This is a genomic window from Mesorhizobium sp. L48C026A00, assembly GCF_000502375.1.
GTDB lineage: Bacteria > Pseudomonadota > Alphaproteobacteria > Rhizobiales > Rhizobiaceae > Mesorhizobium > Mesorhizobium muleiense.
On the sequence record NZ_AYWU01000020.1, the window covers coordinates 69042 to 94514 of the forward strand.

Consider the following 25473-nt stretch of genomic DNA (forward strand, 5'->3'; position numbering starts at 1 on the left):
TCAAGGGCCACGGGCATATTGGCGTTGCCAAACAGACGCACCGTGTCGTCCTCAGAATCCACGCGGCGGTACAAACAGGCAGATTGTGTGCCCCTCACTCGCTCCGGCCGCCGAACACCAATGAAACACGCCGTCGGGACTGTTCTTGATGCGGCTGTCTGTGTAGGTAATCACTTCTCCCGTGCCCTTTATAACGTAGCCTTCGGGCCGCTCTCCGATGGCATTGTATGCGACTTCGCGGCAATCGTAGCCGGAGCAGCAGGAGAAGGGATAAGACCACCCCTGCGGCTGCGCAGCGGTCGGCGACGCGTCATGCGCACTCGCCTCCGACGCCACGAGGAACACCCGTGCGCCGACCACAAGAGCTGCGGCCAGGCGCAGCAGCGTTATGCCTGCGAAGCCGTCTCCGGGTGCGGGCTTGCTACCGTCGTCAACGACACAGCCGACATGACAGCGGCAGATCGGGTAGTAGACTGCCTGCTTCGGTCTCATAATGGGAACTCCTGTACTTGGCGTCAGCAGATCGGCGCAACAGGCTGCTGGCTGTGGAAGTTCGGCTCTTGCAGGTACGAAACGGTACACTCACCCCGGGCACCCATTGCGTCGTCCGGCTCCGTATTGTCATCGCCCGCGCGGTCTCGGCATTACGCGCCTCGCGTCGACCGTGACCGGGCGGCGTGCGTAAGCTGGTCCCGGGCCGCGCATGTAGTGGAGCTCCGGCCGATAGCGAGGCGCTACTAGTTTGCGAAGCGCCGATAGATGCTGGGTGACGAGAGACAAGAGTTTCATGACGCGATCTCCTTTCCACTGAGCACGTCTGCATGGTCGAATGCCATGTACAGATTCATGCAAGTGTGGAGGCAAATCTATTGTACGATGGTGTCCCCAATACTTTGGCATCAGTCTGGGCCGCTAAGCGCGGCCATAAGCTGCAGTTCTGATCGAAGCGGCCGTCACGAAAACAGGCTTCCGTGTCGGCCCCAAGTTGATCTGGCCTCTTTGCTCGGCGGCCGTCGTGGCGATATCGGCCGCAGTCAGCCGTTCAACATACTCGCGCATGTCCCGGGATTGCCGACGTGACCCTTTGTTGCCGCAAAGCGAACAAGGCGCGAAAGGGCTTCCACGACGTAGTTCAAGGTAGTTCAAGGATGCACAAGACGTGATGCACCTCGCTGAATTCGGAACCTGCAAAGAGCGTCGGACTTTCTCCCGTTCGCGTCTTCTCGCATTTCTGCGCACCCGTTGAGCGGTTAATCGGTCGACCGTCTCGCCTTCGGTTGCTGCCCCTCGCCACATGTGCGCGAGCATGCGCCCAAGGCAATGCCTAGGTTTTGTTGTGCGGTGGTGTCGGTCTCAATTATCGCAGCGCCTGCTCAGTGCGCGAGCCGATCCAAAAGTATTGCCGATACTATCGTGCAATAGATTTGGCGCGAATGTCAGTCCATCTGGGCCTATATCCGGATGTCGATTGGCTCTCGTGCGGCGCCCATGGCGCTCGCCCGGATTCATTCAATCGGAACCCTGATCAACCCCGTCTTCCATCTGAGCGACGAATGGAGGTTCTCATGAAAACGGTTCGTGTCATGGCGACAGCAGCCCTGATCATCGGGGGCGCGTCATGAGCCGTAGCTTCGACGCGATCATCATCGGCGCCGGGCAGGCGGGACCCTCGCTCGCCGGGCGCTTGACGGCCGCCGGCATGAAGGTCGCGCTAATCGAACGCAAATACCTCGGCGGAACCTGCGTCAACACCGGCTGCATGCCTACAAAGGCGATGGTCGCGAGCGCCTATGCGGCGCATCTCGCCAGACGCGCCGGCGATTATGGCGTCTCGGTCGGAAGGGAAATCGCAATTGACATGAAGAAGGTCCACGCGCGCGCCGCCAAAATAACACTCGATTCCCGTTCGGGCCTTGAGAACTGGTTGACCGGCATGGAGAACTGCACCGTCATCCGCGGCCATGCCCGGTTCGTCGACCCGCACACGGTCAATGTCGGCGGCGAAACGCTCTCAGCGCAGAGGATCTTCATCAATGTCGGTGGACGGGCGGCGAGACCGGATATGCCCGGCATCGACCACGTCAAGGTCCTCGACAACACCGACATGGTCGCGCTTGACCAGGTGCCGCGCCACCTCGTCGTTGTTGGCGGCAGCTATGTCGGACTCGAATTTGCACAGATGTTCCGCCGTTTTGGCGCCGAAGTGACTGTCGTGGAAAAAGGGCCTCGTTTGGTCTCGCGCGAGGACGACGATGTCGCTGCAACGATCAAACACATTCTCGAACGCGAAGGCATTGCGATCAGACTGGACGCCGAATGCATCCGCTTTGAACAATACGGCGATGAAATCCGCGTCGGCCTTCACTGCGAGCGCGAGCCCCGCGACGTGCTCGGCAGTCATGTTCTGCTCGCTGTCGGGCGCCGCCCTAACACCGATGACCTCGGCTTGGAGGAGGTAGGAATCGCGCGGGACGCCCGCGGTTTTATTAGGGTTGACGATCATCTCGCGACCAACATCGAGGGTGTCTTCGCGCTCGGCGATTGCAACGGCCGCGGTGCCTTCACCCACACGGCGTACAATGATTTTGAGATCGTTGCGGCCAATCTGCTTGACCGCGAAAGCCGCAAGGTCAGCGACCGTGTTCCGGGCTACGCGCTCTACATCGACCCGCCGCTGGGACGCGCCGCCATGAGCGAAGCGGAAGCGCGAAAGGCCGGCCTCCCCGTTCTCGTCGGCACGCGGCCGATGACTCGGGTTGGGCGTGCTGTCGAGAAGGGCGAGACGCTCGGATTCATGAAGGTCGTCGCCAATGCCGAAACGGGCAAGATCCTCGGCGCCGCGATTCTCGGGACGGGCGGTGACGAGGCGATTCACGGCATACTCGACGCAATTAACGCAGGCACACAGTATCGCGACCTTCAATGGGCAGTGCCGATCCATCCGACGGTCTCGGAGCTAATACCAACTGTGATCGGTGCAATGCAGTAGAGTGGTTGGGCGGGTACTCGCCACGAAGGCAGCAGTGGAGGATCGATACCAAAGTCTGATAGACCTTAGTAGGAGTAACCCCAATACTGCGTGAGTGAGTTCCATCCTCCGGCGTGGGGCGTGGACTAATGGCTGGCGCGAGGGCTCCGACTCTGGGCCTGGGCAATTCGGGCCATCGAGGTGTCCACGTGGCCAAATCCGCTACCATGTGGCGTTTCGCTTGAGAGGTGACGAGCCTGCGGGACGCTTCACAGAGGTCGGGCCATGAATCCAAGTTCTGCAGAGATTGCAATTCCGTCCTACACTCTTCAGAAATGGCAGCGAATTGTCGACCTGTTGGCCAATATCGTGCACGTTCCGTCGGCGGTGGTGTGCAAACTCGACCCGCCGCACTATACGCATTACAGTATCTTGGCTTCTAGCAACTCGGAGGGAAATCCTTTTCCAGTCGATGACACCTTCTCGATGGATATTGGGACCTTTTGCGAAACTGTAATCAAGAGCCGCGAACCGCTGCTTGTCATCAACGCCTTGGAAGACGATCAGTGGAAACTGGCTCCCGAGATCCAAGTGGGGATGGTCTCGTATTTGGGATTCCCCGTTGTCTGGCCTGATGGGCGGATGTTTGGAACCATCTGCGTCCTTGATGATAAAGCCAATCGATACAGCGACCTCTACCAGGAACTCCTATTGCATTGCCGCGATGTCCTACAAGCGGACCTGCAGACGCTGGTCCGCTTCGGCCACGAACTCGAGGATCAAAAGGCACATCTCAGTGAACTGTTCGCACGGGTTCCAGAAGCTGTTGTCATGGTCGATGGCGACTTCAGGATTACGCGTGTCAACCCGGAGTTTACGAAGATTTTTGGGTACACGGCAGAAGAAGCGATCGGTCAGGGAATCAAGGAACTCATTGCGCTCGACGATCGGCAGGAGGAGGTCGAAGGTTTCTTGTATCGGATGTTCCATACGGGGGAGGCATTCGCCGGTGAGACCATCCGCAGACGTAAGGACGGCAAGCATGTGCCAGTCTCCCTTATCTGCGTTCCGGTTCCATCCAATGGTGGTGGGAGGGTTGGGTACGTGATCTATCGCGATATGACAGATACGAAGCGCCTCGAGGATGAGCGGCGGCGATATCACGAAATTCAGTTGGAACTCGCACACGCAAGCCGAATCGCGACGCTAGGGCAACTGTCCGCGTCAATTGCGCACGAGCTTAACCAGCCGCTGTCGGGCATCATAACCAATGCCGGCACCTGCCTTCGTATGCTGGCCGCCGATCCACCGAACATGGACGGCGTGCGAGAAGCCGTGCGGCGCACGATGCGAGACGGTGACCGCGCCTCGCAGGTTATCACGCGGCTGCGTGCTCTGTTTAGCAACAAAGAGCCCGCATTTGAGCCAGTGGACCTTAATGACGCGGTGCGAGAGGTGGTTGCGCTGTCGCTTGGTGAGATCCGGAACAGTCAGGTGATTTTGCGGACTGAACTTGCCGACGACCTCCCGTGTGTCTCGGCAGATCGTATTCAGTTGCAGCAAGTCGTCCTGAATCTGCTACGGAACGCGTTGGATGCGATGACCACGGTCGATGATCGTCCAAGAGACTTGCTGATCAGAACCGAACGGGAGGAGGAGGATTCGGTGCGGTTGAGCGTGAAAGATGCGGGGGTCGGTTTCGACCCTCACACTATGAAAAAACTATTCGAGGCTTTTTACAGTACAAAGAATGCCGGGATGGGAGTCGGACTTGCAGTGAGCCGCTCGATCATTGAGAACCATCATGGCCGCCTATCAGCGGCTCTAAACGATGGCCCGGGGGCTACGTTTTCGTTTTCTGTTCCACGGCCATGAGAATGCCGGTTCGCCCAGTCCTGATCTGCGGTTCGAATCCTTTCGTGGAGACGGCGACTGAGGGAACGTTCGCGGCTGGAATAGATCCGGCCTTGATCAAGACCGAGCGCTACTGGTTGCCAGATCCCGAGTTAATATGCGATTCCGAGCCTCGCCGCCATGTTAACCAAGTCGGGGAGAGAGCCAGCCTTCATTTTACGCATCACCTGGCCTCGGTGTGCCTTCACGGTGATCTCGCTGATGCCGAGCTCGAAGCCGACCTGCTTGTTCAGCAGACCGGAGACCACCAGTGCCATGACCTCTTGCTCCCGGCGGCTGAGGGATGCGTGACGATCCCGCAACTCATGGATCTCGGAGTTTAGGGCAAGCGAGTTTCTGCTGCGCTCGAGCGCCTGCTCGATCGCAGTCAGTAGCACCTCGTTGCTGAACGGCTTCGTGAGGAACTCGGCGGCCCCGGCCTTCATCGCCTTGACGGTCATCGGCACATCGCCGTAACCCGTAACGAAGATGATCGGCATGTCGGTCCGCTCGACTGAGACGGACTGCTGCAGATCGAGCCCGTTGAGATCCGGAAGATTGACGTCCAAGATCAAGCAGTTCGGAACCACCGGACGGGGACAGGCGAGGAATTCCCGCGCCGACTCGAATATCTCCGACTGCCAGCCAGCGGAACGGATCAGCAACTCCAGCGATTCGCGCACGGAAACATCATCGTCGACGACGAACACGACAGCCATTTCGTGCGACATGGATGCAGACCTCGCTTCGTCGCTAGGTGCAGTCGCCAGATCCGTATTCATCACTTATATCTCCACGAGATGGCCACAAAATGGCGTGCGCTAGGTCCTACTGAGCGCTGAACTGAGCGCCTCCTCAAGGGCAGCATCGCTGAACGGCTTGAACAGGCACTCCACCGCGCCCTGCTCAAGCAAACGCGGGCGCACGGTGTCGTCCCGGTGCGCAGTGATGTAAACGATCGGAATCGGAAAGCCCCGACGTTTGAGTTCCCGCTGCAGCTCGGGACCTGTCATCCCCGGCATAGAGACGTCGAGGATCAGGCATCTGGTCTTGCCGATGGTATCGGACGCCAGAAACTCTTCCGCCGAGGAGAACGCCCGCACGCTGAAGCCGAATTCCTTAATCAGATCGGGTAATGACTCGCGTACGGACTCGTCGTCATCGACGACCGATACGAGTGGATGCGCAATTTTCATGAAATCCCCGCTACACTTTGGGCACTGCTGATGACTGACGCCCCCGCCGCGCTGATATCTTGCGCGGGTGCCTCATCCCCTGAGAACCTGGGGATCGAAAACGAAAACGTGGCCCCGGGGCCATCATTGGATACTGCCCACAAGCGGCCGTTGTGGCTCTCGATGATAGAACGGCTGACGGACAAGCCTATCCCCATACCGTCGCTCTTAGTCGTGTAGAACGCCTCAAAGAGCCGCTCCGTATCCTCGGGTCCGAGACCGACGCCGGCGTCCTGCACGGTCAGGCGTACATGATCGTCCTCGTCCAGATCGGTCCTCAAGAGCAACCGCCTCGGGCGATCGTCAACACCGCTCATCGCATCCGCAGCATTACGCAGCAGGTTCATAATGACCTGCTGAAGCTGGATACGGTCTCCGCCAACAAACGGAAGCCCGACGGCAAATTCGGTGCGTAGAACCACCCGGCTTCTCTGAAGATCACTCCACAACAGATCGATCACCTCTCGTGCAGCCTCGTTGAGATCGACCGGCTCGATCGCCGCGGTTCTCTTGCTGAAGAGTGCGCGCAGCCGCGTGATCACGTCGGCTGCACGGTTGCCGTCGCGGATGGTGCGCCGCGCGGTCTCCCGCGCGCCGTCCATGTTCGGTGGATCGGCGGCCAGCATACGAAGGCAGGTGCCGGCATTGGTTATGATGCCCGACAGCGGCTGGNTGTTCGGTGGATCGGCGGCCAGCATACGAAGGCAGGTGCCGGCATTGGTTATGATGCCCGACAGCGGCTGGTTGACTTCATGGGCAATCGACGCTGTCAACGCTCCGAGGCTAGTGATCCTGGTGACATGTGCGAGTTCCGAGCGGGCCTCAGTGAGTGCCTCGTCCGCGAGCCGACGCTCCGTGACGTCCTGGACCGCAGCTAAACACTCCAATCGGCCATCCTGGTGACGGACCACACGACCGAAGGTGCGCAGGTACTTCACCCTGTCATCTGGCATCCGCAGCCGGATCTCGTAACCCGGATAGCCGTGGCCAGCGCGAACCCGATCCAATTGCGCCGACAGCGAGGGCATGTCGTCCGGGTGGACTCGCGCACGAAACTGCTCGAGCGTTACAACGCCATTCGGGTCAAACTCGAAGATACGACAGAGTTCTTCCGAAAACGCGATCTCGTCCGTGTCCACGCGCCAGGAGAAGCTACCGGTCGAACTGAGCTGTTGACCTTCGGCGAGCAGTGTTTCACTGCGCCTAAGCGCTGCCTCAGTACGCGCGCGTTCGATGGCGATGCTCGCGAGGTGCGTCGCATGCGCGATGAGACTCTGATGCTGAGGCGACGGGCCCGCAGGCTGGCGCTGATAGAGGCAAAGGGTGCCAAGGACCCGTCCATCCTTTGCGTAAATTGGCGTGCTCCAGACCGACCGCAGTCCGTGTTCCAGAACATGGATTCGAGCAAAGGAGTCGCGCCAGCGTGGGTCCGTATCCATGTCCTCCGCAACTACCTGCACCTTCTGACGAACTGCTATCGCGCAGGGCAATGCGTCGCCGCTAAGAGAGAGCCCAGCAATTGGGTCGGTGTAACTGGCAGGCAGCGAAGGCGCCACGCTATATTCGATGGTTGAGCCGCTCCAATCGATCGGGTGGACATCGCAATAGCAGCCTGGGCCAGCCCCCTCGACCATCTTGCAGAGCTCGCTGAGAACGTCGTGGAGCGGACTGCCGGACGCAATCATCTCCAGCAGATGCTTCTCGAGGGCGAGATTGGTTTCCGCGCGTTTGCGGTCGTCAATGTCGGTATTGACCCCATACCATTTAACGATCTTTCCGGACGCATCGCGCAACGGGTTGGTGCGAAACAGAAGCCATCTATACTCACCATCAAACCGGCGCAGCCGCGCCTCCGCTTCTCCTTGCTTTCCGGAAGCCATGATGGACTGCCACGTGGCAGTCAGCCCGCTCAGATCGTCGGGATAGACCGCGACGGTCCAGCCCCAACCCTGCGCCTGCTCGGCTGAGAGGCCGACATAGTCGAGATAGTGCTGGCTGAAGAATTCGGCTGAACCATCAGGACGAGCCGACCAAGCGAAAGCCGGAATGGTGTCGATGATTAGTTTGAAACTGCGCTCGCTCTGGCGAAGCGCTTGCTCGGCGCGCTTCCGGTCGTCAATGTCGATGCTTACTCCGTACCATTTGACGATATTCCCGGATTCGTCGCACAGTGGGTTGGCACGAACTAGAAACCATCGATAAATGCCGTCGAAACGGCGGAGGCGTGCCTCAGCTTCCCCCGATTTTCCGGATGCTAAAATGGCCTCCCAAGCAGCAGTAAGTCCGTCTACGTCGTCTGGATGGACCGATGCTGTCAGGTCCCAGTAATCGGACAGCGCAGTTGTCGGTACCCAATCCTTTGATTGGCCGATCGAAAGGCCCGCATAATGAAGATAGTGCTGGTTGAAGAATTCGGTGGAACCATCTGGACGGGCAGACCATGCCAGAACGGGAATCGTGTTGATGATCTCGTTGAGATTGCGCTCGCGCGCCGCGAGGGCTTCTTCGGCGCGCTTGCGCTCGTCAATGTCAATGAGCAGGTTGTACCAGCGGACGATGCGCCCGTTCGTGTCCCGAAGTGGAGATCCGCGAGACTGAAACCAGCGGTAGACGCCATCGAAACGTCGAGCGCGGACTTCGTCCGTGAAGGGCTCACCCGACGCGATCGATCGAGTGAAGTACTCGACAGCACGCGGTAGATCCTCCGGGTGTGTCATATCGCTGGTTGCCCAGCGCTTCAACTCCTCAAGTGGCTTGCCAAAGAACTCGATGATCTGGCGGTTAACGTATTCGAGCTCACCATTTGGCGTAAAGGCCGCGATCATGCCCGGAATACTGTCCACGATCGATCGGGCATAACTTTCGCTTGCACTGAGCGCCTCCTCAGCCCGCTTGCGATCATCGATATCGACCAGCAAATGAAACCAACGGAGGATGTTGCCTTGCGGATCACGCAAAGGCAGGCCAAGGACGTTGTGCCAGCGATAGACGCCGTCAGCACGGCGGTGGCGGCTCTCGACATTGTAGGCGCTGCCCTTTCGGTGCGCATCCAGCTGAGCAGCGATCGTCCGCTCCAGATCATCTGGATGGACGACGTCAGAGGCCTTCCAGCCTTTCAGTTCTTCGAATGTTTTGCCGAAGTAATCGAGGGTGAACTGATTGAGACCCTCGACCTCGCCCGACGGTGTGGTCACGGCGACCGGCATCGGAATGCTATCGACGATCAGCTGAAAATCGAGCTCCCGCCGCCGCAAGGTCTCCTCAGCTCGACGAAAATCCTCGACGTCTGTGCCCACTCCACACCATTTGATGATCTGTCCGCCGTCGTCGCGCATCGGGCTGCACTGGACGCGGAACCAATGGTACTGCCCATCGAAGCCCCGTACGCGCGCTTCCAAGTCGCCGGGCTCGCCAGTCGCCAGAATCGATCGCCAGCGTTCGAGTACCGTGGGCAAGTCGTCTGGATTTACCGCGGCCTGCCACTCCCAGCCATGGGCTTCATCAAGGCTGAGACCGGTGTAGTCGGACCAGCGTTGATTGGCGAAGTCGAAATGCCCGTCGGGCTGCGCAGTCCACACCATCGCCGGAAGCGCGTCGAAGACGCGNCGAAGACGCGGCCGAGATCGATCTCCATTGCCATCCTTTCGCGTGTGTCTGCGCGCATGAGCATGCGCCGGGCCAATCCAAAGGTCTATTGTGCCTTGGTGTCGGTTTTGGGCGGTAAATAGGTCTCGCCGTTCCACCAAGACAAAAGTATTGCCGATACCATCGTGCAATAGATTTGGCTGCTCTGACAGTCGACCTGTGTGGTACGAATCCCCGGACACGTGGACGTTGGCGAGGCCACTTTTTCTCGTCGCCGAGGATGTAGCAGCGGCTGTGACGTCATCGTTTGCGCGGCAGCATCAACCAGGAGGACCTCATGCTCAAGATATTCGGCGCGGTTGGATCGGGCTCAGTTCCGATCGAGGCCACGCTGACGCTGCTCGGAATTCCCTACGAGGTGATCGAGGCGGTCACTTGGGAGGACGAAGCGGCGCGCAAGCGGGTCGAGACGGTTAATCCGCTCGGCCAGGTCCCGGCGCTGGTGCTGCCGTCCGGCGAGATCATGACCGAAAGTGCTGCGATTTTGATTTATCTCGCCGATCTCTATCCACAGGCACGGCTGGCGCCAGGACTCAACGACCCCGCACGCGCGCAATATCTACGCTGGATGACCTATGTGTCGGCGGCGATCTACGCGTTTGCCTGGATCAAGGACGACGCGATGCGTATCGCCGCCAGCAAAGATGACGCGCCGCGCGTGATCGATCGCGTTCATGACCGGATCGCCGATTGCTGGCGCAAGATGGACGAGCAGATCACACCCAGCCACTACATCCTCGGCGACGAACTCTCTGTGCTGGATCTCTATGTGACGGTGATCTCGCGCTTCGGCCCTTGGCGCACGCGCTTTTACAAGAGCGCGCCTAAGATGGCCGAAATCGTCCGCCAGATCGATGCCGACCCGCGCCTCAAGGAGTTCTGGGCGAAGCGGTTTCCATTTTACGAGGGATGGGAGCAGTAAGCGCCACGTCACTCTCGAAATGAACTTGAGTTCGAGAGGCATCTTTAGGACGCCACCGTAGGCCAAGCCTTGGGTGAATTGTCGTCGACAAAGAGCAATATAAGAGGCGCAGATGCCGAGTTCGACCCCCTTCGTGCGCGAGAATAGGCACCAGCCGAGTGTTCTATTCTTCTTGGTGCCCCGTCTTCTTATCGGACCGGATCGCTAATCACGCAAACCAATCCAAAAGTATCGGCAATACCTTCGTGCAATAGATTTGCGCAGGCTGTCGCTTCATCTGTGTGTATCCCGATTGCATCGGCGGACGAGGCTGAAAGCCCTGCCCTGGAATGCGGCGCCCTCCAGCGAAATTGGGCAATATTCCAACAACGGAGTAGGACAATGAATTACGCAAAGACTGACGAAGCTGTCAGGAAGCTTACCCCGGCGCAATATCGGGTAACGCAGGAGAGCGGCACCGAGCGCCCCTTCACAGGGGAATATCATGACAACAAGGAGCCGGGCATCTATGTCGACGTCGTTTCCGGCGAACCGTTGTTCGCTTCGGCCGACAAGTTTGATTCCGGCTCCGGCTGGCCAAGCTTCACGAAGCCGATTGTATCGGCAAATGTCAACGAACTGCGGGACGACTCGCATGGCATGATTCGCACCGAGGTTCGCTCGGTACATGGCGACAGTCATCTTGGCCATCTGTTTCCCGACGGCCCCGAAGACCGGGGCGGGCTACGCTATTGCATCAATTCCGCTGCGCTGCGTTTCATTCCGCGCGACGAAATGGAGGCCGCGGGCTACGCCGCGTACCTCGACCAAGTGGAGGACATCTAAATGACCGAGAAAGCTGTTCTGGCTGGTGGCTGCTTCTGGGGCATGCAGGACTTGATCCGCAAGCTGCCTGGCGTAATTGAGACCCGCGTCGGCTACACCGGCGGCAACGTGCTGTACGCGACCTATCGCAATCACGGCGATCATGCCGAGGGCATAGAGATCGTCTTCGATCCCGAGATGACCAGCTATCGCCGGATACTGGAGTACTTCTTCCAGATTCACGATCCCACCACGAAAAATCGGCAGGGCAACGACTTCGGCAGCTCCTACCGCTCGGCAATCTACTACGTCGACGATGAGCAGAAGCGCATAGCAGAGGACACCATCGCAGATGTGGACGCTTCGGGCCTGTGGCCGGGTAAAGTCGTCACCGAGGTCGAGCCGGTGGGAGACTTCTGGTACGCGGAACCGGAGCACCAGGATTACCTGGAGCGCTACCCCGGCGGCTACAGCTGCCATTACCCTCGCTCCGACTGGGTGCTGCCCCGCCGGGTCGCGGCCGAATAGGCGCCCAGCCCAGTTCCGGCTGGGAAGAACAGCGAGCCATGCACATTCCGTTATGCCCCGTCGGTGCGCTTGGCCTGACCGCCGCGAAACCCCGGGTATCGCGGCGACCGATGCGGCAGGAAGGGCAGTCCGCCAACAAGTTTGCCGCAGGCCGAGTTTCATTCCATGCCGATAAGCGCACCAGCCAAGTTCGGATGATCCAAGGAGAAACGAATTGAAGGCCGAGACGACCAACGCCGATGACTTCTCTGCTTTCCTCGACCGCCTTGGTAGGCTTCCCACTGGCTTCTCACGGGGCATCTACGAAGGGTCGCCGTATGGCGTCACTATCGACAGATCGGCCGGCTGGACGAAGTTGTTCGCCCGTGAACTCGGGGGCCGCGAAATCGTTAGCTTCAATCTCTATCAGACCCCGGCGGGTGAGGTTCATCTTCGACCGTGCGAGATGTCCTCGGCCAAAGTGATCGACTTCGTCCGTGGCTTCTCCGCGGACACGGCTGGATGGCGGAACACGACGCGCTGGCCACTGAGAGGAGTTGACCGGTCATGACTTTTCGAGACTCCCGCCCCTACACGCGGCGCTTGCGGCGCAGAAAGCCGCAGCGACAGTGATCAACATGTTTCTCTGGAAGCTTCTAGAACAGGAGCGGGGCGCGATTTCCGGTAGCCGAATGAGCGAATTCCTCGTGAACATTTCAGGGTCTGGCCCTGCAGCCGCAAGCATGGAGATTTGGGCGGGCATGGCTTTGCTCGGAGTGCTGGGATTTGTTCTAGGTTTCGCGCTCAACCATGGATCAATCTGCACCGTTATCGCCACGAGGGAACTGGTTTCGGAGAAGAGGCCCGCAAGATTCATCGCGCTCGTCGAATGCGCCGTCTGGGCGACCCTCGTCTACGCAATCCTGGAAACACCACCGATGATGCAGGAAGGTTGGTCGCCACTCGGCTACCTGGTTCCGGCAGCCATCTTGTTCGGGCTTGGCACCTATGTGAACGGCGCTTGTGTGTTCGGGTCAGTCGGCCATTTCGGGAATGGGGAAATCGACTTCGGATTCGCGTTTCTCGCCATCTTTGCGGTGTTCTATATAGAATCTCTGATTGGCTTGCTGCCGGATCAGCCGCCGATAAGTGCTCCCCCGCCGCTTGGGGCGGTGCTTCTCGCACTTGCACTGTCGGCCATCCTGGCGCTGAGGCTCGGTGTGTCATTCAGATCCGAGTCCAACTTCCGGCGGCTGACGCTGTCGATGGGAGCGGTCGGAATCACCTTTACGATCCTGGCAGTTTTTGCGCCTGGGTTCTCGATCACTGCATCGGTTGGATCGATCGTTTCGATACCCGTCGCGGGCGCCGTGATTGCAGTCTGCATGTTCGGCGGCAGTCTTTTCTCCGCAAGATTCCGGAAGCGCCGATTCAAGCTGAAATGGCCGACAATCAACACCATTGTCAGGAGAACACTAGGGGGCATCCTTATGGGATTGGGTGCGCTACTCATTCCCGGTGGGAACGATACGCTGCTGATGATTGGATTCCCCATGGGGGCATGGCAGGCCGTGCTCGCCTACGCTTTGTTCGTTGCGACGCTTGCCGTTCTCATCGCCAAATTCGGTTCGATGGCAAGGTCTTGGTCATGACGGCGGCTATGTCAGGACATTGCGCTTGCGAGCGCCTCCACCATCCCAGGGGGAAGTGCAACGAGCGCACGGCGAAACAAATAGCGATCTGCCCTGTGCAAGTGTGAAGCCTCCGCGACTCCGCCGCTCGGTCGTAAAGATCACAGCGCCGCTGCAAGCCGCGGCGCTTTATGAACTTTCTCGCGACCCGAGGCGGCGCCCTTGCTGCAGTCACCGTGGCGAGCGCAGGGGCTGGTGAGCGAGGTTGTTCCGGCCAAGCGGCCGTCGCCACGCGCTTTGGAGATTGCCGGTTCGATCGCCCGGTTGCGATTACGCCTACGCAACAAGGACGTGCTCGCCGGCTGCCGAAATGACGTGGGAGGACTGCGTATCGAGCACCGGCTGGCCGTCGAGGCTTCGCCAATCCGGCTCGCCGATGACGGTGGGGAGCGATGAAGGCTGGAACTGTCGAGTTCCTAAGCAACCCTCAACGACGAGGTGTGGTTGACAGCAATCGAGCATTCACTCGAACGGAGCAGGACCGCCCTGCTTTCGATCCGGAGGTCCGGCTGCCGCCGGCATCGTCGCCCACCGCTCAGCCGTCGCGAGCAGGAGGTGTCCTGGCGGGGTATAGTTTCTGGGCTGTTGAGCAAGCAGGCCGGCTTCGAGCTCGGCATTCGGAGATTACGGTGAAGGAATACCGTGGCCAAGTGATGCGAAAGATGCAGGCAACTTCCCTCGCCGACTCGGTAACGATGGCGGCAAGTCGTGCCGCAATTGCACTCTAGCGGCGTATGCCGCGGTATGCCGCCAGCTTTACTCATTAGCCAATCTCGGTGACTGATCCCGGCGCGGTTGTCGCTACCCGGCGTTCGCGTGCAGATCACCCGCGGCTGGTTCACTCAATAGTCCCACTTTCAACTGCCAAACCTGACGCGATAGCGCGGCGCGCAGCGCCTGTTTGTAACACCGTGAACGGCATCCACCACTCCAAAGGTATCGCCGACACCATCGTGCAATAGATTTGCATCTGCTGATGGTTGATCTTTTTCCCGCATCCGCACGGTCGGGTAGACAGAGGAGAACGTCATGTCAGCAGTATCGCTACCGCCCACTCGGCGCGAACTACTTGCCGCCACGGCTGCCGCCATCGGCCGCTGCGGCACGAGATCTGACGCCCGCAACCGGTCATTGACCCAGGCAAATTCCTATAGCAATGGAGAGACACCCATGAAACGGGCGCAGAAGAGTCATGTCACGGCAGCCGCACAATATGCCGTCCGTGGACGCAGGAACAACGTTGTCGCGGCAGTGGCTCTTGTTGCCGCTGTTATGGGTGCCAGGCCAGCCATGGCCGACAGCACGGCTTCGAACGCGATCGCAGCGAATCCCAATAAATCCGTTGCGACGTTGCCGGTAGATGCCACGTCGTCGAAGAGGCAGGTTCGAGTGGAGCGTCGCACGCCCGCCTATTGGCGTGTAACATTCGACAACCCGCCATTCAATATCTTCGGGCCAAAATCGATACCGCAGCTCGACGAGGTGATCACCGCGATCGAAAACGATCCAGACCTCAAAGTCGTCGTATTCGACAGCGCAGTTCCAGGCTTCTTCCTCACCCACTATGATTTTATTCCCCCGCTGTCGGCTTCCACGGGCCTGCCTTCCGGCACGACTGGCCTTCACCCGCTTCCCGATATGCTGGTCCGTCTGTCTCGTGCGCCAATCGTATCGATCAGTTTGATCCGCGGACGAGCAACCGGCGTCGGGAGCGAATTGGCTCTGGCAAGCGATATGCGTTTCGCAAGCCGTGAAAAAGCGATCCTGTCTCAATGGGAAGTTGGCGCCGCACTTGTGCCAGGTGGCGGACCGATGGCGCGCCTTCCACGACTCGTAGGTCGCGGACGTGCACTGGAGATACTCCTCGGTGCCGAGGACATCGATGGCGATCTGGCCGAGAAATACGGCTACGTCAATCGCTCCTTTCCGGATGATCAGCTTGACGGCTTCGTAGACGCGTTCGCCATGCGCGTTGCAACGTTCGACAACCAGGCGATCGCCGACACCAAACGGCTCGTCGACTTCGCAAGCCTGCCTTCGGACCCGGAGATCGCTGCCGGATGGGATGCGTTCATCACGTCCGTGCAGCGCCCTCAGGCTCAGGCCAAGATCAAGCAGCTCATGGAACTGGGACTGCAAACTGATCCCGAGATCGAGGAGAGGCTTGGCCACTACACGGCAACACTCGGGCAGGACTAGCTCTCACCTTTCAGTAGGTTGTCCTCCGGTCCGAACCGGGGAGCTGAGGTTGTCGAAGCTTCGGTGATTCTCGGAGGATCAAAGCAGGTCGAGAGCGGGCAAATGCCGGAGGCCGTCGCCGAAGCCGCAGGCGACTGCCCGCGGACGAGGCCGACGACGCCGAGCTCTATGCCAGCATCGACACCATGGTCTGAAGCACAACCTGCTTGTTAACCCCGTCGATGAGACATTTCACGTCCACGGCGGTGGTCGCCGCCTGGCAGCGTTGCAGAAGCTCGCGACCGAAGGTCACGTCGCGCCGGACGAGAAGATCATGTGCAAGGTTGAGGACCCCGATGAGGCCGAGGAAACCTCGACCATCGAAAACGTGGTGCGCCGGCACGCATCCCGCCGACCAGTTCGTCGCCTTTGCGGCGCTCGTCGACAAGGGCCGCAGTAGGGAAGAAATCGCAAACCGCTTCGGCGACTGCCGGCCTGGTCGAGCGCCGACTGAAGCTCGCCCGTGTCGCAGTAGAGATCCTCGATACCTTCCGCAAAAATGAGATGTCGCTCGAATGCGTGATGGCCTTCACGCTGAGCGAGGATCACGCGCCAGTGCAAGGTATCCCCTACAGCCCTAGGCAACACCAGCTGCGCACTTCGTTCCGCCGTGCCGTGCCTCCTGCGTATCGACGCGAACGGTCCGCCGTCCGGAGTCAACGCTCCCGGTCATCGTCCAACGAGCGCTGCGTGTCGCGGTTTTGGCGCTCAACACGGTCCACCTGCTGCTCGGCCTTCTTTCCCGCCGCGGAGCCCGGCGCGGCCCGTTTGTCGGGCTGCCGTGGGTTTTGCTCGTTCGCGCGGTCCTGTGTCTTGGCCTGCTGGCCCTTTTCGCGCAGTAGGCGGCCTTCGTCGCGCTCCGTATCAGTGGCCACGGTTGCGCCTGTGGCCGCCTGCACCCGCACATCATTCAGCCGTTCATTCAGGAGGTCGTCCATTTCCTCGCGGATACCGGCAAGCTCATGCTTGTCCTCCTTCTTCGACAAGGAGCCTTCGATCCGATCGAAGGCTTTGTTGACATCCGCGATCTTCCGGCGAAGTTCGAGCGGCGAAAATCCCATGCTCACGATCTCCTGTATGTGATTGGTTAGATTAATTAGAGTATCAACTTTTTCGATCGACGGCGATAGCGATGTCTCCTCCCCGCCTGATGCCGGCGCCGCGCGAAGTTCGGCCCGCTGAACGGCCGCGACTTCGGCGATCGCAGCCGAAAATGCATTGGCGGCTGTGTCCGCTTGCAACCCGGGCATAGCCTCGCGCGTCATAGTGGCGGTCAGCTGCCAGCCACGCGTAATCCCGGCCTCATAGGCGGCAATTGTCTTTGCCTCAAAAATGGCCTGCCGCTTCGCTTCGACGCGCTCAGCGATCGTCGGCGACACAGAGTAACGCGTGTCCCGCTTCGATCGTTCGTACGCCCCGGCCTGGCGCATATTGAACGGCCGCGAAGCGGGAAAGTCCATGCGGCTGGTCGCAACCATGGCAATCCCCTCCTCGCGGGCTTTTTCGGCGAATGCTGCGCGCAAGTCGTAAAGGTCCGCTTGGCTGAAATGTAGCTGCCGGCCACTTTCCGAGCGCGCCAGGATCATCGCGTGCACATGGACGTGCCCGGTCTCAGGATGATGCGCGATCGCCCATTTGTGGTCGGGAATCTTTTCGGCAAGCACGTTCTCGGCCGCGCGCAGCAACGCACGCGCGTCTGTGCCGGCCCTCGCCGAAAAGACGACGTGATAGACGTTGCGTGGCTCCACCGTCTTGAAATCCGCCTTCCACGACGCGTACAGGGCTTGCGCGGCCTTGTCCGCGCGCTGGCCGGCAGGCAGCTCGTCACCGTCGGACTTGATCACGCCGGCGTTGGCGCGAATGAATTTCTGCAAAAAATATTGGCCGCCTCTTTCGCTCGAGACGGCCGCTTTGATCTCGGCCTTGCCGGCCACACCAGCGTCCTTCAGCCGGGCCGTGATCCCGTCATCCGCGCGTTGCAAGATACGGCTCCTGCCGTTTTGGTGATCGGCCCTCTGCAACGCTTTGGCCAGCGCGGCAGCTTTCATGTCGGTGTAGGCATAGACCTTCGCGGTGTGGCCGGCCCGCGCATAGACGAAGGGCTTGCTGCCGAACCCGGCGTTCAACGCGTCGTGCAGTTCATCCTGGCCGGGATCGCCGGAGAGCTCGACGTCGACCTCGATAAAATTCGTGTTCTGGAACGGCTCGCGAAAATCTTCCTGCCACTCATCCAGAAGCACCCGCCGCTGCTCGCGAGTCTCGACGCTGAGCCCCGAACTCGTGAAAACCTCGATATCGTGTTTTTTGCCGCCCTCATCGGGCCTGGTGCCGAGATATTCGAGCAAGGCGCCGGCAGCACCCTTCGTCCCGGCGGTCGAAATGACCTTGAACNCCGCCGGCTGCGCCCCGGCCGCGATTGCGGCGCGCGCCGCGATCGCCTGCGCGTGGCTTGGTCCGCGCGTGGTCTTTGCGACAGCGGTCGGGACTGGGCGGCCGCCACCGCCACCCCCTCCCCCTCGCCGTCTTTCATCCTCGTCGTTGGCGACCGAAAGTGCTGCGACTTTGGTGAAAACAGCGATCGGGTCATTTTGTCCCGCAAACGGCCGTAGAGTGGCGGCAATGGTTACCGAGTCCCTCGGGCTCGCAACTGCCGCCGGTGCCGTGAGCGGCGCTGCGGGCGGGCTTGGCGCTGAAATTCCGGTGGCGGCGAACTTCACGGCCGCCGGCGCAGCAACTTTCGCTTTCGGCGGGACGGCCGCCGCTGCGGCTGGCCGCTGCCTCGACAAAACTTTCGCGCTGCCCTTCCCCATCCCCGCGGCACGCCAGCCCGATCGCCTCGCCGCAGCATCGTCAATTCCCGGTTCCGCTGCCGGTGAGCTCCAGGCCGCGACAGTAGCTGCATAAGCCCGTCGCCGAATCTCCTCTGACTCTGAAAGCTCGTCCGTTATTCCTGCCTCGACGGCCGGCGCGTTGTCGCCAAGCATCGCGTCAATGCTGAGCGCCAGTTCGGTGAAATACCCGCTCATTGATCCGGACTCCGTCGTGCCTGGGCTGGACGCGCCATGTCAGCGAGCCGCTTGTTCATCGGCTGCATCATTCCGAGAAGTGCTGCGAGGCTTTTGGCGAGCGCTGGTTCATAGCCGACACGGCCGGCATTCATGGCGCGAACGGCTTGGTTGAGGTTGCCGCCGATCTTGCGCAGCTGCTCCTGAAGTCCCTCGATCGCCGGTCGATCGACATCGGCCACCGGCAGAAACAGCCCCGTTTCCGCGCGCAAAAGACGGCGGATGACCTCGGATTCCGGTACTCCTTCGCGCTCGCTGACGGCGGCGAGTGCGCCCTTTTCGTCGGCGCTGACGCGGAACCTGACGACTTCTCCGTAGCTGACGCGCTGGCGTGGCACGGCCTTGTTTTACCCCATGTTGTCCAACCTAAGCCCGCAAAGCGGGCGCGCAAAAGGGATTTGTTCCACAAATCTCGCTATCCTGCCAAAGAAAAAATACCTTAAACATGGGGGAAAAACAAGATCATGACATTGCCACCGTCAGAGCAATTCATTCTTTATCCTGTGCGCCGCTGCGCGCGCATTCTTTATAATTGAATGATGCTTTAGCTCTATAGCGGTATTACTCTATGCCGTTGTAGCGGCACGCCATCACAATGGCACAGCGTTACGACGGCACAACGCTGTAATTCATGGCGGCGTAACGTCATGCCGCCAAGGCTCTGCAGCGGCATAAATTAAAGTATCAAATTGCTTGAAAACTGCAGCGCCGCAACGTTATAAATCAGAACGCTATAGCGCTTTCAGCGAAGGACGGAGCCTGATGATCATCACCGTTGCCGTGGCAAAAGGCGGCGTCGGAAAATCCACGCTCGTGCGTGCCCTGGCGAGTGTCGCTACGCACCAAGGCCACCAAGTTTTTGTCATCGACGCCGACGAGCGCAGGAATATCGACCGCTGGTCGATGCTGCTCGACCGCTTCGGCAACAAGCCCCCAAATCTGGAAATCGTGGCGGTCACGACGCCCACCGACATCCTCGCGCTCGCCCAGGAACAGGATAGAAAGGGCAAGCTGGTCATCATCGACACCGAAGGCAAGACCAACGACGAGTTGACCGCAGCACTTTTTGCTGCCGACATCGCCGTGGTGCCGGTGCATCTTGCGATGGACGACATTACCGCCGCACATCAGCTTGTGAACGGCCACATTCCCCTGGTCGCCGAGAATCGCGGCTTTGCCCTGCCGGTGATGTATGTGTTCACGAACAACACTGTCATCGACAGGCGGGCAAGGGCGCTTGCTGACTTGCGGGAGATCATCCAGCAAAACGGCACACGAATTGCCGGAGATGAAATGCCCTACCGCATTGCTTACAAGGACATGCAGACCGGCGCGACGCTCTACGCGGGCGGCCGAGTGGACCTGAAGGCGATAGTCGAATCCGAGGCGATATTTGCCGAGATTGTCCAGTATGTGATTGAGGCAAACCGGTCGGCCGCAGCGGAGTGACGTGATGGACAACAACGCCAAAAAGGACGCCCTGCTGAGCGTGATGCAGCCGGCTTCGCCTGCGCTTCCCAAGCTGAGCCGCCCGAAACTGGAACTGAGCGGCACCGATATCCGCAAGGTTAAGGAAGCGGGCGAAAAACGTGATCCTGTCGCAGGAAAATCGCTCCGGGAGGACAAAAAAGAGCCGACAACCATCTATGTCGCTGCCAAAGACAAGCGGCGCCTTCGCTTGCTCGCTGCTTCGGAAGGCAGGCGGGTCAACGATTACTATGTTGAAGCGGTCAACGATTTTCTGGAGAAGCACGCCGCTCGCCTTCCGAAAATGTGACCGCGTTTCGCGCTGTCAAGGCAACCGCTTCGCGGCGCACTGATCTGCGGCGCAGATCCGCGCGACCTTGACAGTGCTCAAGCACGCTCACCGGGGCTTGGGAGCATCGACGGGCCATTCTGCCCGTCGATGCGGGCCGCACCTACAGCGCCACAAACCATATCTTCGCGCTTGACGCGTCGTTCGCGATAGTTCGCCAACCCCAGGAGATCAGCGCACGGTTGGTCGACCTTGGAGATTTCGGAAGCTGCTGGTGTGCATCCGCCTCTTGTCAAAGCATGGAAGATCCTGGAATTGGTATCCGCGGCTATTTCCAGTGGATTGCCGACGCCCCGCTCCGTGAGTTCCAGTGGCATGTTTTGATTGCTATAGCTAGGCATAGCTAGGCGAGGATGATGCAACAGAGGATATGCAGATCATGACGACGACAACCGAAATCGCCGACAAGATTGCCGCGGAGCAGAGCCTGAGCAAGGCGCAGGCCAAGGCAATCGTGGAAAGCGTGTTTAAGGAGATCTCTGACGCCGCCCGATCGGGGGCGGAAACCAGCATACCGGGCTTCGGCAAGTTCAAGGTCAAGGATACGCCGGCGCGTGAGGGGCGCAACCCGTCGAGCGGCGCCACGATCAAAATCGCCGCCTCGAGAAAGCTCACCTTCGCGCCGGCGAAGGCGGTGAAGGATGCGCTGAACGGCTGACCGCTCTGGCGGCTCGTTTCCGGTGGGCCGAGATCGTCGAGAAATTGAAGGCTCCGGTTCGCGACTTCATTGATTGGCAGGAAGCCGACGTTGTCAACCTCGGCGCCTGGGGCGTGTGCCGGTCCAACGACCCATCACGAGAATGAATCGATCCGGGTCCAACGATTCAAAGCTGTCATTGGACGGCGGACTCCGCCTGCGCGATCCTGTTGGCATGGTTGCGCAACGCTATCGCCTCTATATCGAACGCATGGACGCGAGTCGGAACATGGCCCGGTTCTATGCGCTGTCGATCGAAGGGACGTTGTTCGGGCAGATCTGCCTCGTGCGCCGATGGGGTCGGATCGGAACGACCGGCCGCATGGTCCAGCACTCTTTCGATGACGAGGGCGAGGCCGTGGGCCTTTTCCTGGAAGTGTTGCGCGCCAAGCGGCGCCGCGGCTATCGACCCAAGTTTGGCGCTCGGCATGCAGAAACGGCCCTGTCGGCGTGACGGGGCCGAAGAGGTCAGGTCTGGTTCGCGAGCTCTATCAGCACGTCGCCGTGGCACCCCTGCGGCGCGCACCAGCAGACCAGATCGCTGCCGCGGAGTTCGTCAAGCGCGTCGAGCAACTCGGGTTGCGACGCGAGCCACGTGCGATATTTCGCGATGACCTCCTCGCGTGAACCATCGTGGCCAATGACGAAGGGATTTCCCCATTTGCTCGGCCGCCCGATATAGACGCGCCCGGGAGCAGGCGCTTTCCCGACGATGCGGGCGTTGAGAACTTTGCACATCCTCGGTGCTCCTTTCTGCATGAGGGATGGCCCCGCCTCGCGGGCGGGGCCATCATATCCGGGCTCAGAACGGGATGTCGTCTGTGCCCTCGGTCTGGTTGCCGGCGCCGTCGCGCTTGGGCCAGGCGAGGAAGTCGATGGCGTCGGCGATGATCTCGGAGCTGAAGCGCTCGATTTCGTCGTTGTCCGTCCACCTTGTGTAGTGGATGCGCCCGCGCACCGCGACCTTCATGCCCTTGATGCAGTGCTTCTGCACCGTCTCCGCGAGGCCGTTGAAGCACTTGATGCGGTGCCATTCGGTGTCCTGCTCGGCGTAGCCGTTTTCGCCCTTGACCACCTTGCCGTCGGCCCGCTTCGGGCGGGAGGTCGCCAGCCGGAAGTCGGTGATCTTGGTGCCGCCGCGGGTGTTCACCATTTCGGGGTCGTTGCCGATGTTGCCGGCGAGAAAAACGATGTTGGTCATTTCCTGTCTCCATCTTGCTCGTCCGGGGGACCGTCCCTCCGAACGAGACCCGGCCAAGGACAGCGGGAGACGCCTGCAACCGGAGCGGACGCGACGGCTCGCCCCCAAGGCAAGGAGTGGTGCGGGCAGGCGCGAAGCGCCAACTCGGTCCGCCGCCGCGCGGGGTTGCGTGCGGAAACCGAATGGACTTAGGGGCTCAATTCGTTTCGGAGGGATAGATCCACCGGCAGCTCAGATGGGGCGGGACTGACACAGCCGTTTTCCACTGCCGGCATTCGCGCCGTTCCGGGAATCCTGACCCGCGAGACGCGGCCGATCGCTGAAACCCGGTGACCCCTGCCCCCCGGCAGGCTGACATCAAGATGAGGCCTTGGGTGCCGGCGCTGCCGAGCAGCGTCACATGCTCCGCGACATTGGGCTCGGCAACGTCCCCGCGAGGGATGTGGCCCTGCCTCATGGGCTGATGAGTGCACCGTGCGCGAAGTCACGGACATCATGGCGGTGGACGGCGCCGAGGTCGGAACTGGCCACCAGCCCGATCGCACGATGCCCCGTCGCTCGCTGGCCTCGTCGCGCCAGCCCCAGACCACCTTACGGCGACCTTTCCTGCCTGAGCGCGGATCAATGCCGCTGCGATGTGGCGGGCTGCACCCAGCCGTCGAACCGATAGAAGTTGCCGGCATGGATCGCAGCATCCTGATAGCTGACCGCTCAGACGAAACCGCATTCCTGGCACAGCGTCGGGAAGACGAAGGCGCGCCACATGCGCAACATTACGCGAGACAGATCAGGCCGCGCCGTGCAGAGCCGCGACAGCTCGATGGCTTCGTGGCTGCACACCCGCTCCGAGCGAGAGGGCGCGCAGTCGGATCGGGGAAGGTGCGTCACCTTCCCCGCCGATGATGGATGCGCGGAACATCAGGCGGCCTCGCGTTCTTCCGAGGCCGCCGGCTGAAGGCCGTGCAGGAAGGCGACGGCGCGCTGCGCGTGAGCAGCGGCCGAGAAGATCGCCCGCTTGTCGTCGGCGAGCACCTTCAACCAGGAATTGAGATAGCTCGCATGATCCGGACGCGGCTCGAGCTCCGGCACGATACCGAGATCGGCGGAGAGAAAGCAGCTCCCGAGCTCGGCGATTGTCGCCGATGCTGGCGTCATCGCCGGGCGAGTGCTATATGTCTGACTAGCTGACTAGGTGTGAGACGATGGGCAAGCAGACACAAGTGACTAAGAAGGCGCGGACGGCAACCCGTCCGGCGACAGGACGGTGGAAGCTCGAGGACGCGAAGGCGCGATTCAGCGAGGTGGTGCGCCATGCCCGCGAAGAGGGGCCGCAGCGTGTGAGCGTTCGCGGCCATGACGCAGTCGTGGTGATGAGCGTCGAGGAGTTCGATCGTCTCGTGCCGGAGAAACCCCGTCTGCCCTTTTTGCAGTTCATGGAGAGCCTGCATCTCGACGGCCTCAACCTCGAACGCGAGATGGATCGCGGCCGGGACGTGGAACTGTGAGGGGATGGCTGCTCGACACCAATGTCGTGGCCGCTCTGATCAATCCGCAGGGTGCGCCGTCGGTGAAGCGTTGGGCCGAGGGGCAGGACGAGACGAGTTTCCATATCAGCGTGCTGACGCTGGCCGAATACGACAAGGGCATTCACAACCTGCCCGACGATCATCCGGATCGACCGCGCTACATGGCGGCGCGCGATGCGCTGGCGGAGCGGTTCGGTCGTCGCGTGCTGTCGCTTGAGGACGAGGTCGTTCGGCGCTGGGGCCGGATTTCCGGGGCAGGCAAGCGCGCCAGTGGTCATGCGCCGCCGGTGATTGACACGCTGCTCGCGTCGACGGCGATCGAGCACGATCTCTATCTGGTGACGCGGAACGTCAAGGACACCAGGCCGTCAGGTGCGGTCGTGTTCGATCCATGGAATGACGATGTCGAGAAGTTTCCATTGAGCCCGCGCAGTTGACGGGCGAAATAGCGGCATAATGGAGGCGGGCCCCGGTAGGGCCCCGAATCGCTGAGGTAAAGACAGGCGGGGCCGGAGCCCCGCCGCAGTCAGCGGCTCATCGGAGCGCCGCCATCTGGAGTTCTGCCGCCTTGCGATCGACGCTCTGCCCGGGGTTCTCCACCGGCCGTTCGAAGGGCTTCCAGACCTCGCCGACGACCTGTTCATAGGCATTGACCGCGCCCTCCGCGGCCATAAGCAGCGCGTGGGCCTGGAGCGCCATGTCGGCGGCGAACTCCCGCTTGCGCTGGGCGGCGCTGTCGAAGCCGACCGGGCCACCGACATCCTCGTCGCGATCATCGCAGGCGGCCTTGGCCGTCGCATCGCGGGCCTCGGTCACGGAGCGGCTGTAGAATTGGCCGGCGCCATGAGCGGAGCCGACATATGCTCCGACGATGCGCTGCAGGTGGATCTGCATGGCGCGTTCGCCAAGTCCCTCGTCGAGCGCTGCGGCCGTGTCGACGATGAGCTTCTCGTGCAGCTCGCGGATGCCGTCGCTGTCGAGGACCGGCAGGCCGAAGCTCTCGGAGATGAGGGAGCACTGTGCGGCATCGGGGCAGGCGAGCCGGACCATCTGGATTGTGGTGCCCTTGCGGAGCGGGACGACGCGGGCGCTGGAGCGGGAACTGGCGGCTTTCTTGGTCATGGCATTTTCCTTCTTCGGTTTCCCGAAGCTCGGACCGGCCCCGTGCCGGCCCTCCCTCGGGCGCGGACCGACAGAACCGGCGGTATGACGGGCGCTTCAGGGTCCGGGCGGACCGGGGCGAGCATGGTAGGTTTGCGGCCAAG

The 25473-nt window shown here is 60.8% G+C and carries 27 protein-coding genes and 1 pseudogene; 17 read left to right on the forward strand and 11 right to left on the reverse strand.

The features are described from left to right. Positions 1 to 51 precede the first annotated feature (51 nt). Complete coding sequence (locus X738_RS69455) at positions 52 to 492, reverse strand: hypothetical protein (protein ID WP_023801703.1); 441 nt, start codon at positions 490 to 492, stop codon at positions 52 to 54. A gap of 1126 nt (positions 493 to 1618) precedes the next feature. Between X738_RS69455 and X738_RS69460 the strand changes: the two genes are divergently transcribed. Further along, on the forward strand, positions 1619 to 2989 hold the full coding sequence (locus X738_RS69460; protein ID WP_023801705.1) for an FAD-containing oxidoreductase: 1371 nt from the start codon (positions 1619 to 1621) through the stop codon (positions 2987 to 2989). A gap of 264 nt (positions 2990 to 3253) precedes the next feature. Then, positions 3254 to 4843: a GAF domain-containing sensor histidine kinase gene (locus tag X738_RS81070; RefSeq protein WP_051407898.1), complete on the forward strand. Its 1590-nt coding sequence runs from the start codon at positions 3254 to 3256 to the stop codon at positions 4841 to 4843. Between the two features lie 131 nt (positions 4844 to 4974). Here X738_RS81070 and X738_RS69470 read toward each other — a convergent pair whose 3' ends face one another. The 3 genes from X738_RS69470 to X738_RS0142890 form a co-directional block, all read right to left on the reverse strand. Beyond that, a complete protein-coding gene (locus X738_RS69470; protein ID WP_036270113.1) occupies positions 4975 to 5592 on the reverse strand; it encodes a response regulator transcription factor in 618 nt (205 codons plus the stop codon). Positions 5593 to 5682: 90 nt separating this feature from the next. Continuing rightward, on the reverse strand, positions 5683 to 6057 hold the full coding sequence (locus X738_RS69475) for a response regulator (RefSeq protein WP_023801708.1): 375 nt from the start codon (positions 6055 to 6057) through the stop codon (positions 5683 to 5685). Beyond that, positions 6054 to 9923, reverse strand: coding sequence for a PAS domain-containing protein (locus X738_RS0142890; RefSeq protein WP_306454980.1), 3870 nt, complete (start codon positions 9921 to 9923; stop codon positions 6054 to 6056). The genes X738_RS69475 and X738_RS0142890 overlap by 4 nt, the downstream gene beginning before the upstream one ends. A gap of 95 nt (positions 9924 to 10018) precedes the next feature. Here X738_RS0142890 and X738_RS69480 point away from each other — a divergent pair, with 95 nt between their 5' ends. The 8 genes from X738_RS69480 (at position 10019) to X738_RS69500 (ending at position 15864) form a co-directional block, all read left to right on the forward strand. Continuing rightward, positions 10019 to 10663, forward strand: coding sequence for a glutathione S-transferase family protein (locus tag X738_RS69480; RefSeq protein ID WP_031255899.1), 645 nt, complete (start codon positions 10019 to 10021; stop codon positions 10661 to 10663). Positions 10664 to 11044: 381 nt separating this feature from the next. Further along, positions 11045 to 11488 carry a peptide-methionine (R)-S-oxide reductase MsrB gene (gene msrB / locus X738_RS69485; RefSeq protein WP_023801712.1) on the forward strand — a complete coding sequence of 148 codons (444 nt, stop codon included), beginning with the start codon at positions 11045 to 11047 and terminating at the stop codon, positions 11486 to 11488. After that, positions 11489 to 11995: a peptide-methionine (S)-S-oxide reductase MsrA gene (msrA, locus tag X738_RS69490; protein WP_023801713.1), complete on the forward strand. Its 507-nt coding sequence runs from the start codon at positions 11489 to 11491 to the stop codon at positions 11993 to 11995. A gap of 214 nt (positions 11996 to 12209) precedes the next feature. Then, positions 12210 to 12545, forward strand: coding sequence for a hypothetical protein (locus X738_RS0142900; RefSeq protein WP_023801714.1), 336 nt, complete (start codon positions 12210 to 12212; stop codon positions 12543 to 12545). A gap of 121 nt (positions 12546 to 12666) precedes the next feature. After that, the gene (locus tag X738_RS69495) at positions 12667 to 13626 is read left to right on the forward strand and encodes a YeeE/YedE thiosulfate transporter family protein (protein WP_031255903.1); all 960 of its coding nucleotides are present in this window, start codon (positions 12667 to 12669) and stop codon (positions 13624 to 13626) included. A 234-nt stretch (positions 13627 to 13860) separates the two neighbouring features. After that, positions 13861 to 14061, forward strand: a complete 201-nt coding sequence (locus X738_RS85085; RefSeq protein ID WP_156942648.1) for a hypothetical protein — start codon at positions 13861 to 13863, stop codon at positions 14059 to 14061. Next, complete coding sequence (locus X738_RS89200; RefSeq protein WP_156942649.1) at positions 14058 to 14393, forward strand: LuxR C-terminal-related transcriptional regulator; 336 nt, start codon at positions 14058 to 14060, stop codon at positions 14391 to 14393. Before X738_RS85085 ends, X738_RS89200 begins: the two co-directional genes overlap by 4 nt. A gap of 442 nt (positions 14394 to 14835) precedes the next feature. Further along, the gene (locus tag X738_RS69500) at positions 14836 to 15864 is read left to right on the forward strand and encodes an enoyl-CoA hydratase/isomerase family protein (protein ID WP_023801716.1); all 1029 of its coding nucleotides are present in this window, start codon (positions 14836 to 14838) and stop codon (positions 15862 to 15864) included. Positions 15865 to 16030: 166 nt separating this feature from the next. Here the strand turns inward: X738_RS69500 and X738_RS87405 are convergent, their stop codons facing one another. Next, a complete protein-coding gene (locus X738_RS87405) occupies positions 16031 to 16246 on the reverse strand; it encodes a hypothetical protein (RefSeq protein WP_245277761.1) in 216 nt (71 codons plus the stop codon). 313 nt (positions 16247 to 16559) lie between these two features. Beyond that, positions 16560 to 18248 (reverse strand): relaxase/mobilization nuclease domain-containing protein, encoded by a 1689-nt coding sequence (locus X738_RS69510; RefSeq protein WP_198032867.1) that lies wholly within the window; start codon positions 18246 to 18248, stop codon positions 16560 to 16562. Between the two features lie 274 nt (positions 18249 to 18522). On the opposite strand from X738_RS69510, the gene X738_RS86270 reads away from it, so the two are divergent. Beyond that, a complete protein-coding gene (locus X738_RS86270) occupies positions 18523 to 18807 on the forward strand; it encodes a hypothetical protein (protein WP_198032868.1) in 285 nt (94 codons plus the stop codon). A gap of 118 nt (positions 18808 to 18925) precedes the next feature. Here X738_RS86270 and X738_RS81075 read toward each other — a convergent pair whose 3' ends face one another. Continuing rightward, positions 18926 to 19306, reverse strand: a complete 381-nt coding sequence (locus X738_RS81075) for a plasmid mobilization relaxosome protein MobC (RefSeq protein WP_023801719.1) — start codon at positions 19304 to 19306, stop codon at positions 18926 to 18928. A gap of 424 nt (positions 19307 to 19730) precedes the next feature. On the opposite strand from X738_RS81075, the gene X738_RS69515 reads away from it, so the two are divergent. From X738_RS69515 to X738_RS69530, 4 genes are all read left to right on the forward strand, one after another. After that, a complete protein-coding gene (locus X738_RS69515; RefSeq protein ID WP_023801720.1) occupies positions 19731 to 20417 on the forward strand; it encodes a ParA family protein in 687 nt (228 codons plus the stop codon). Between the two features lie 4 nt (positions 20418 to 20421). Then, complete coding sequence (locus X738_RS69520; protein ID WP_023801721.1) at positions 20422 to 20745, forward strand: hypothetical protein; 324 nt, start codon at positions 20422 to 20424, stop codon at positions 20743 to 20745. A 418-nt stretch (positions 20746 to 21163) separates the two neighbouring features. Continuing rightward, positions 21164 to 21442, forward strand: coding sequence for an HU family DNA-binding protein (locus tag X738_RS69525; RefSeq protein WP_031255910.1), 279 nt, complete (start codon positions 21164 to 21166; stop codon positions 21440 to 21442). A 214-nt stretch (positions 21443 to 21656) separates the two neighbouring features. Continuing rightward, positions 21657 to 21935 (forward strand): WGR domain-containing protein, encoded by a 279-nt coding sequence (locus tag X738_RS69530; protein ID WP_031255912.1) that lies wholly within the window; start codon positions 21657 to 21659, stop codon positions 21933 to 21935. Between the two features lie 14 nt (positions 21936 to 21949). Here X738_RS69530 and X738_RS69535 read toward each other — a convergent pair whose 3' ends face one another. The 3 genes and pseudogenes from X738_RS69535 to X738_RS69545 form a co-directional block, all read right to left on the reverse strand. After that, positions 21950 to 22219, reverse strand: coding sequence for a DUF4326 domain-containing protein (locus X738_RS69535; RefSeq protein ID WP_023801724.1), 270 nt, complete (start codon positions 22217 to 22219; stop codon positions 21950 to 21952). A gap of 64 nt (positions 22220 to 22283) precedes the next feature. After that, the gene (locus X738_RS69540) at positions 22284 to 22682 is read right to left on the reverse strand and encodes a single-stranded DNA-binding protein (protein ID WP_023801725.1); all 399 of its coding nucleotides are present in this window, start codon (positions 22680 to 22682) and stop codon (positions 22284 to 22286) included. 918 nt (positions 22683 to 23600) lie between these two features. Next, positions 23601 to 23816, reverse strand: a pseudogene (locus X738_RS69545) (zincin-like metallopeptidase domain-containing protein); the annotation flags it as partial. A 68-nt stretch (positions 23817 to 23884) separates the two neighbouring features. On the opposite strand from X738_RS69545, the gene X738_RS69550 reads away from it, so the two are divergent. Both X738_RS69550 and X738_RS69555 read left to right on the forward strand, forming a co-directional pair. After that, a complete protein-coding gene (locus X738_RS69550) occupies positions 23885 to 24187 on the forward strand; it encodes a type II toxin-antitoxin system Phd/YefM family antitoxin (protein ID WP_023801727.1) in 303 nt (100 codons plus the stop codon). Then, positions 24184 to 24645 (forward strand): type II toxin-antitoxin system VapC family toxin, encoded by a 462-nt coding sequence (locus tag X738_RS69555; RefSeq protein ID WP_023801728.1) that lies wholly within the window; start codon positions 24184 to 24186, stop codon positions 24643 to 24645. Before X738_RS69550 ends, X738_RS69555 begins: the two co-directional genes overlap by 4 nt. Positions 24646 to 24742: 97 nt before the next feature. Here X738_RS69555 and X738_RS69560 read toward each other — a convergent pair whose 3' ends face one another. Further along, the gene (locus tag X738_RS69560; protein WP_023801729.1) at positions 24743 to 25330 is read right to left on the reverse strand and encodes a hypothetical protein; all 588 of its coding nucleotides are present in this window, start codon (positions 25328 to 25330) and stop codon (positions 24743 to 24745) included. Positions 25331 to 25473 lie beyond the last annotated feature (143 nt).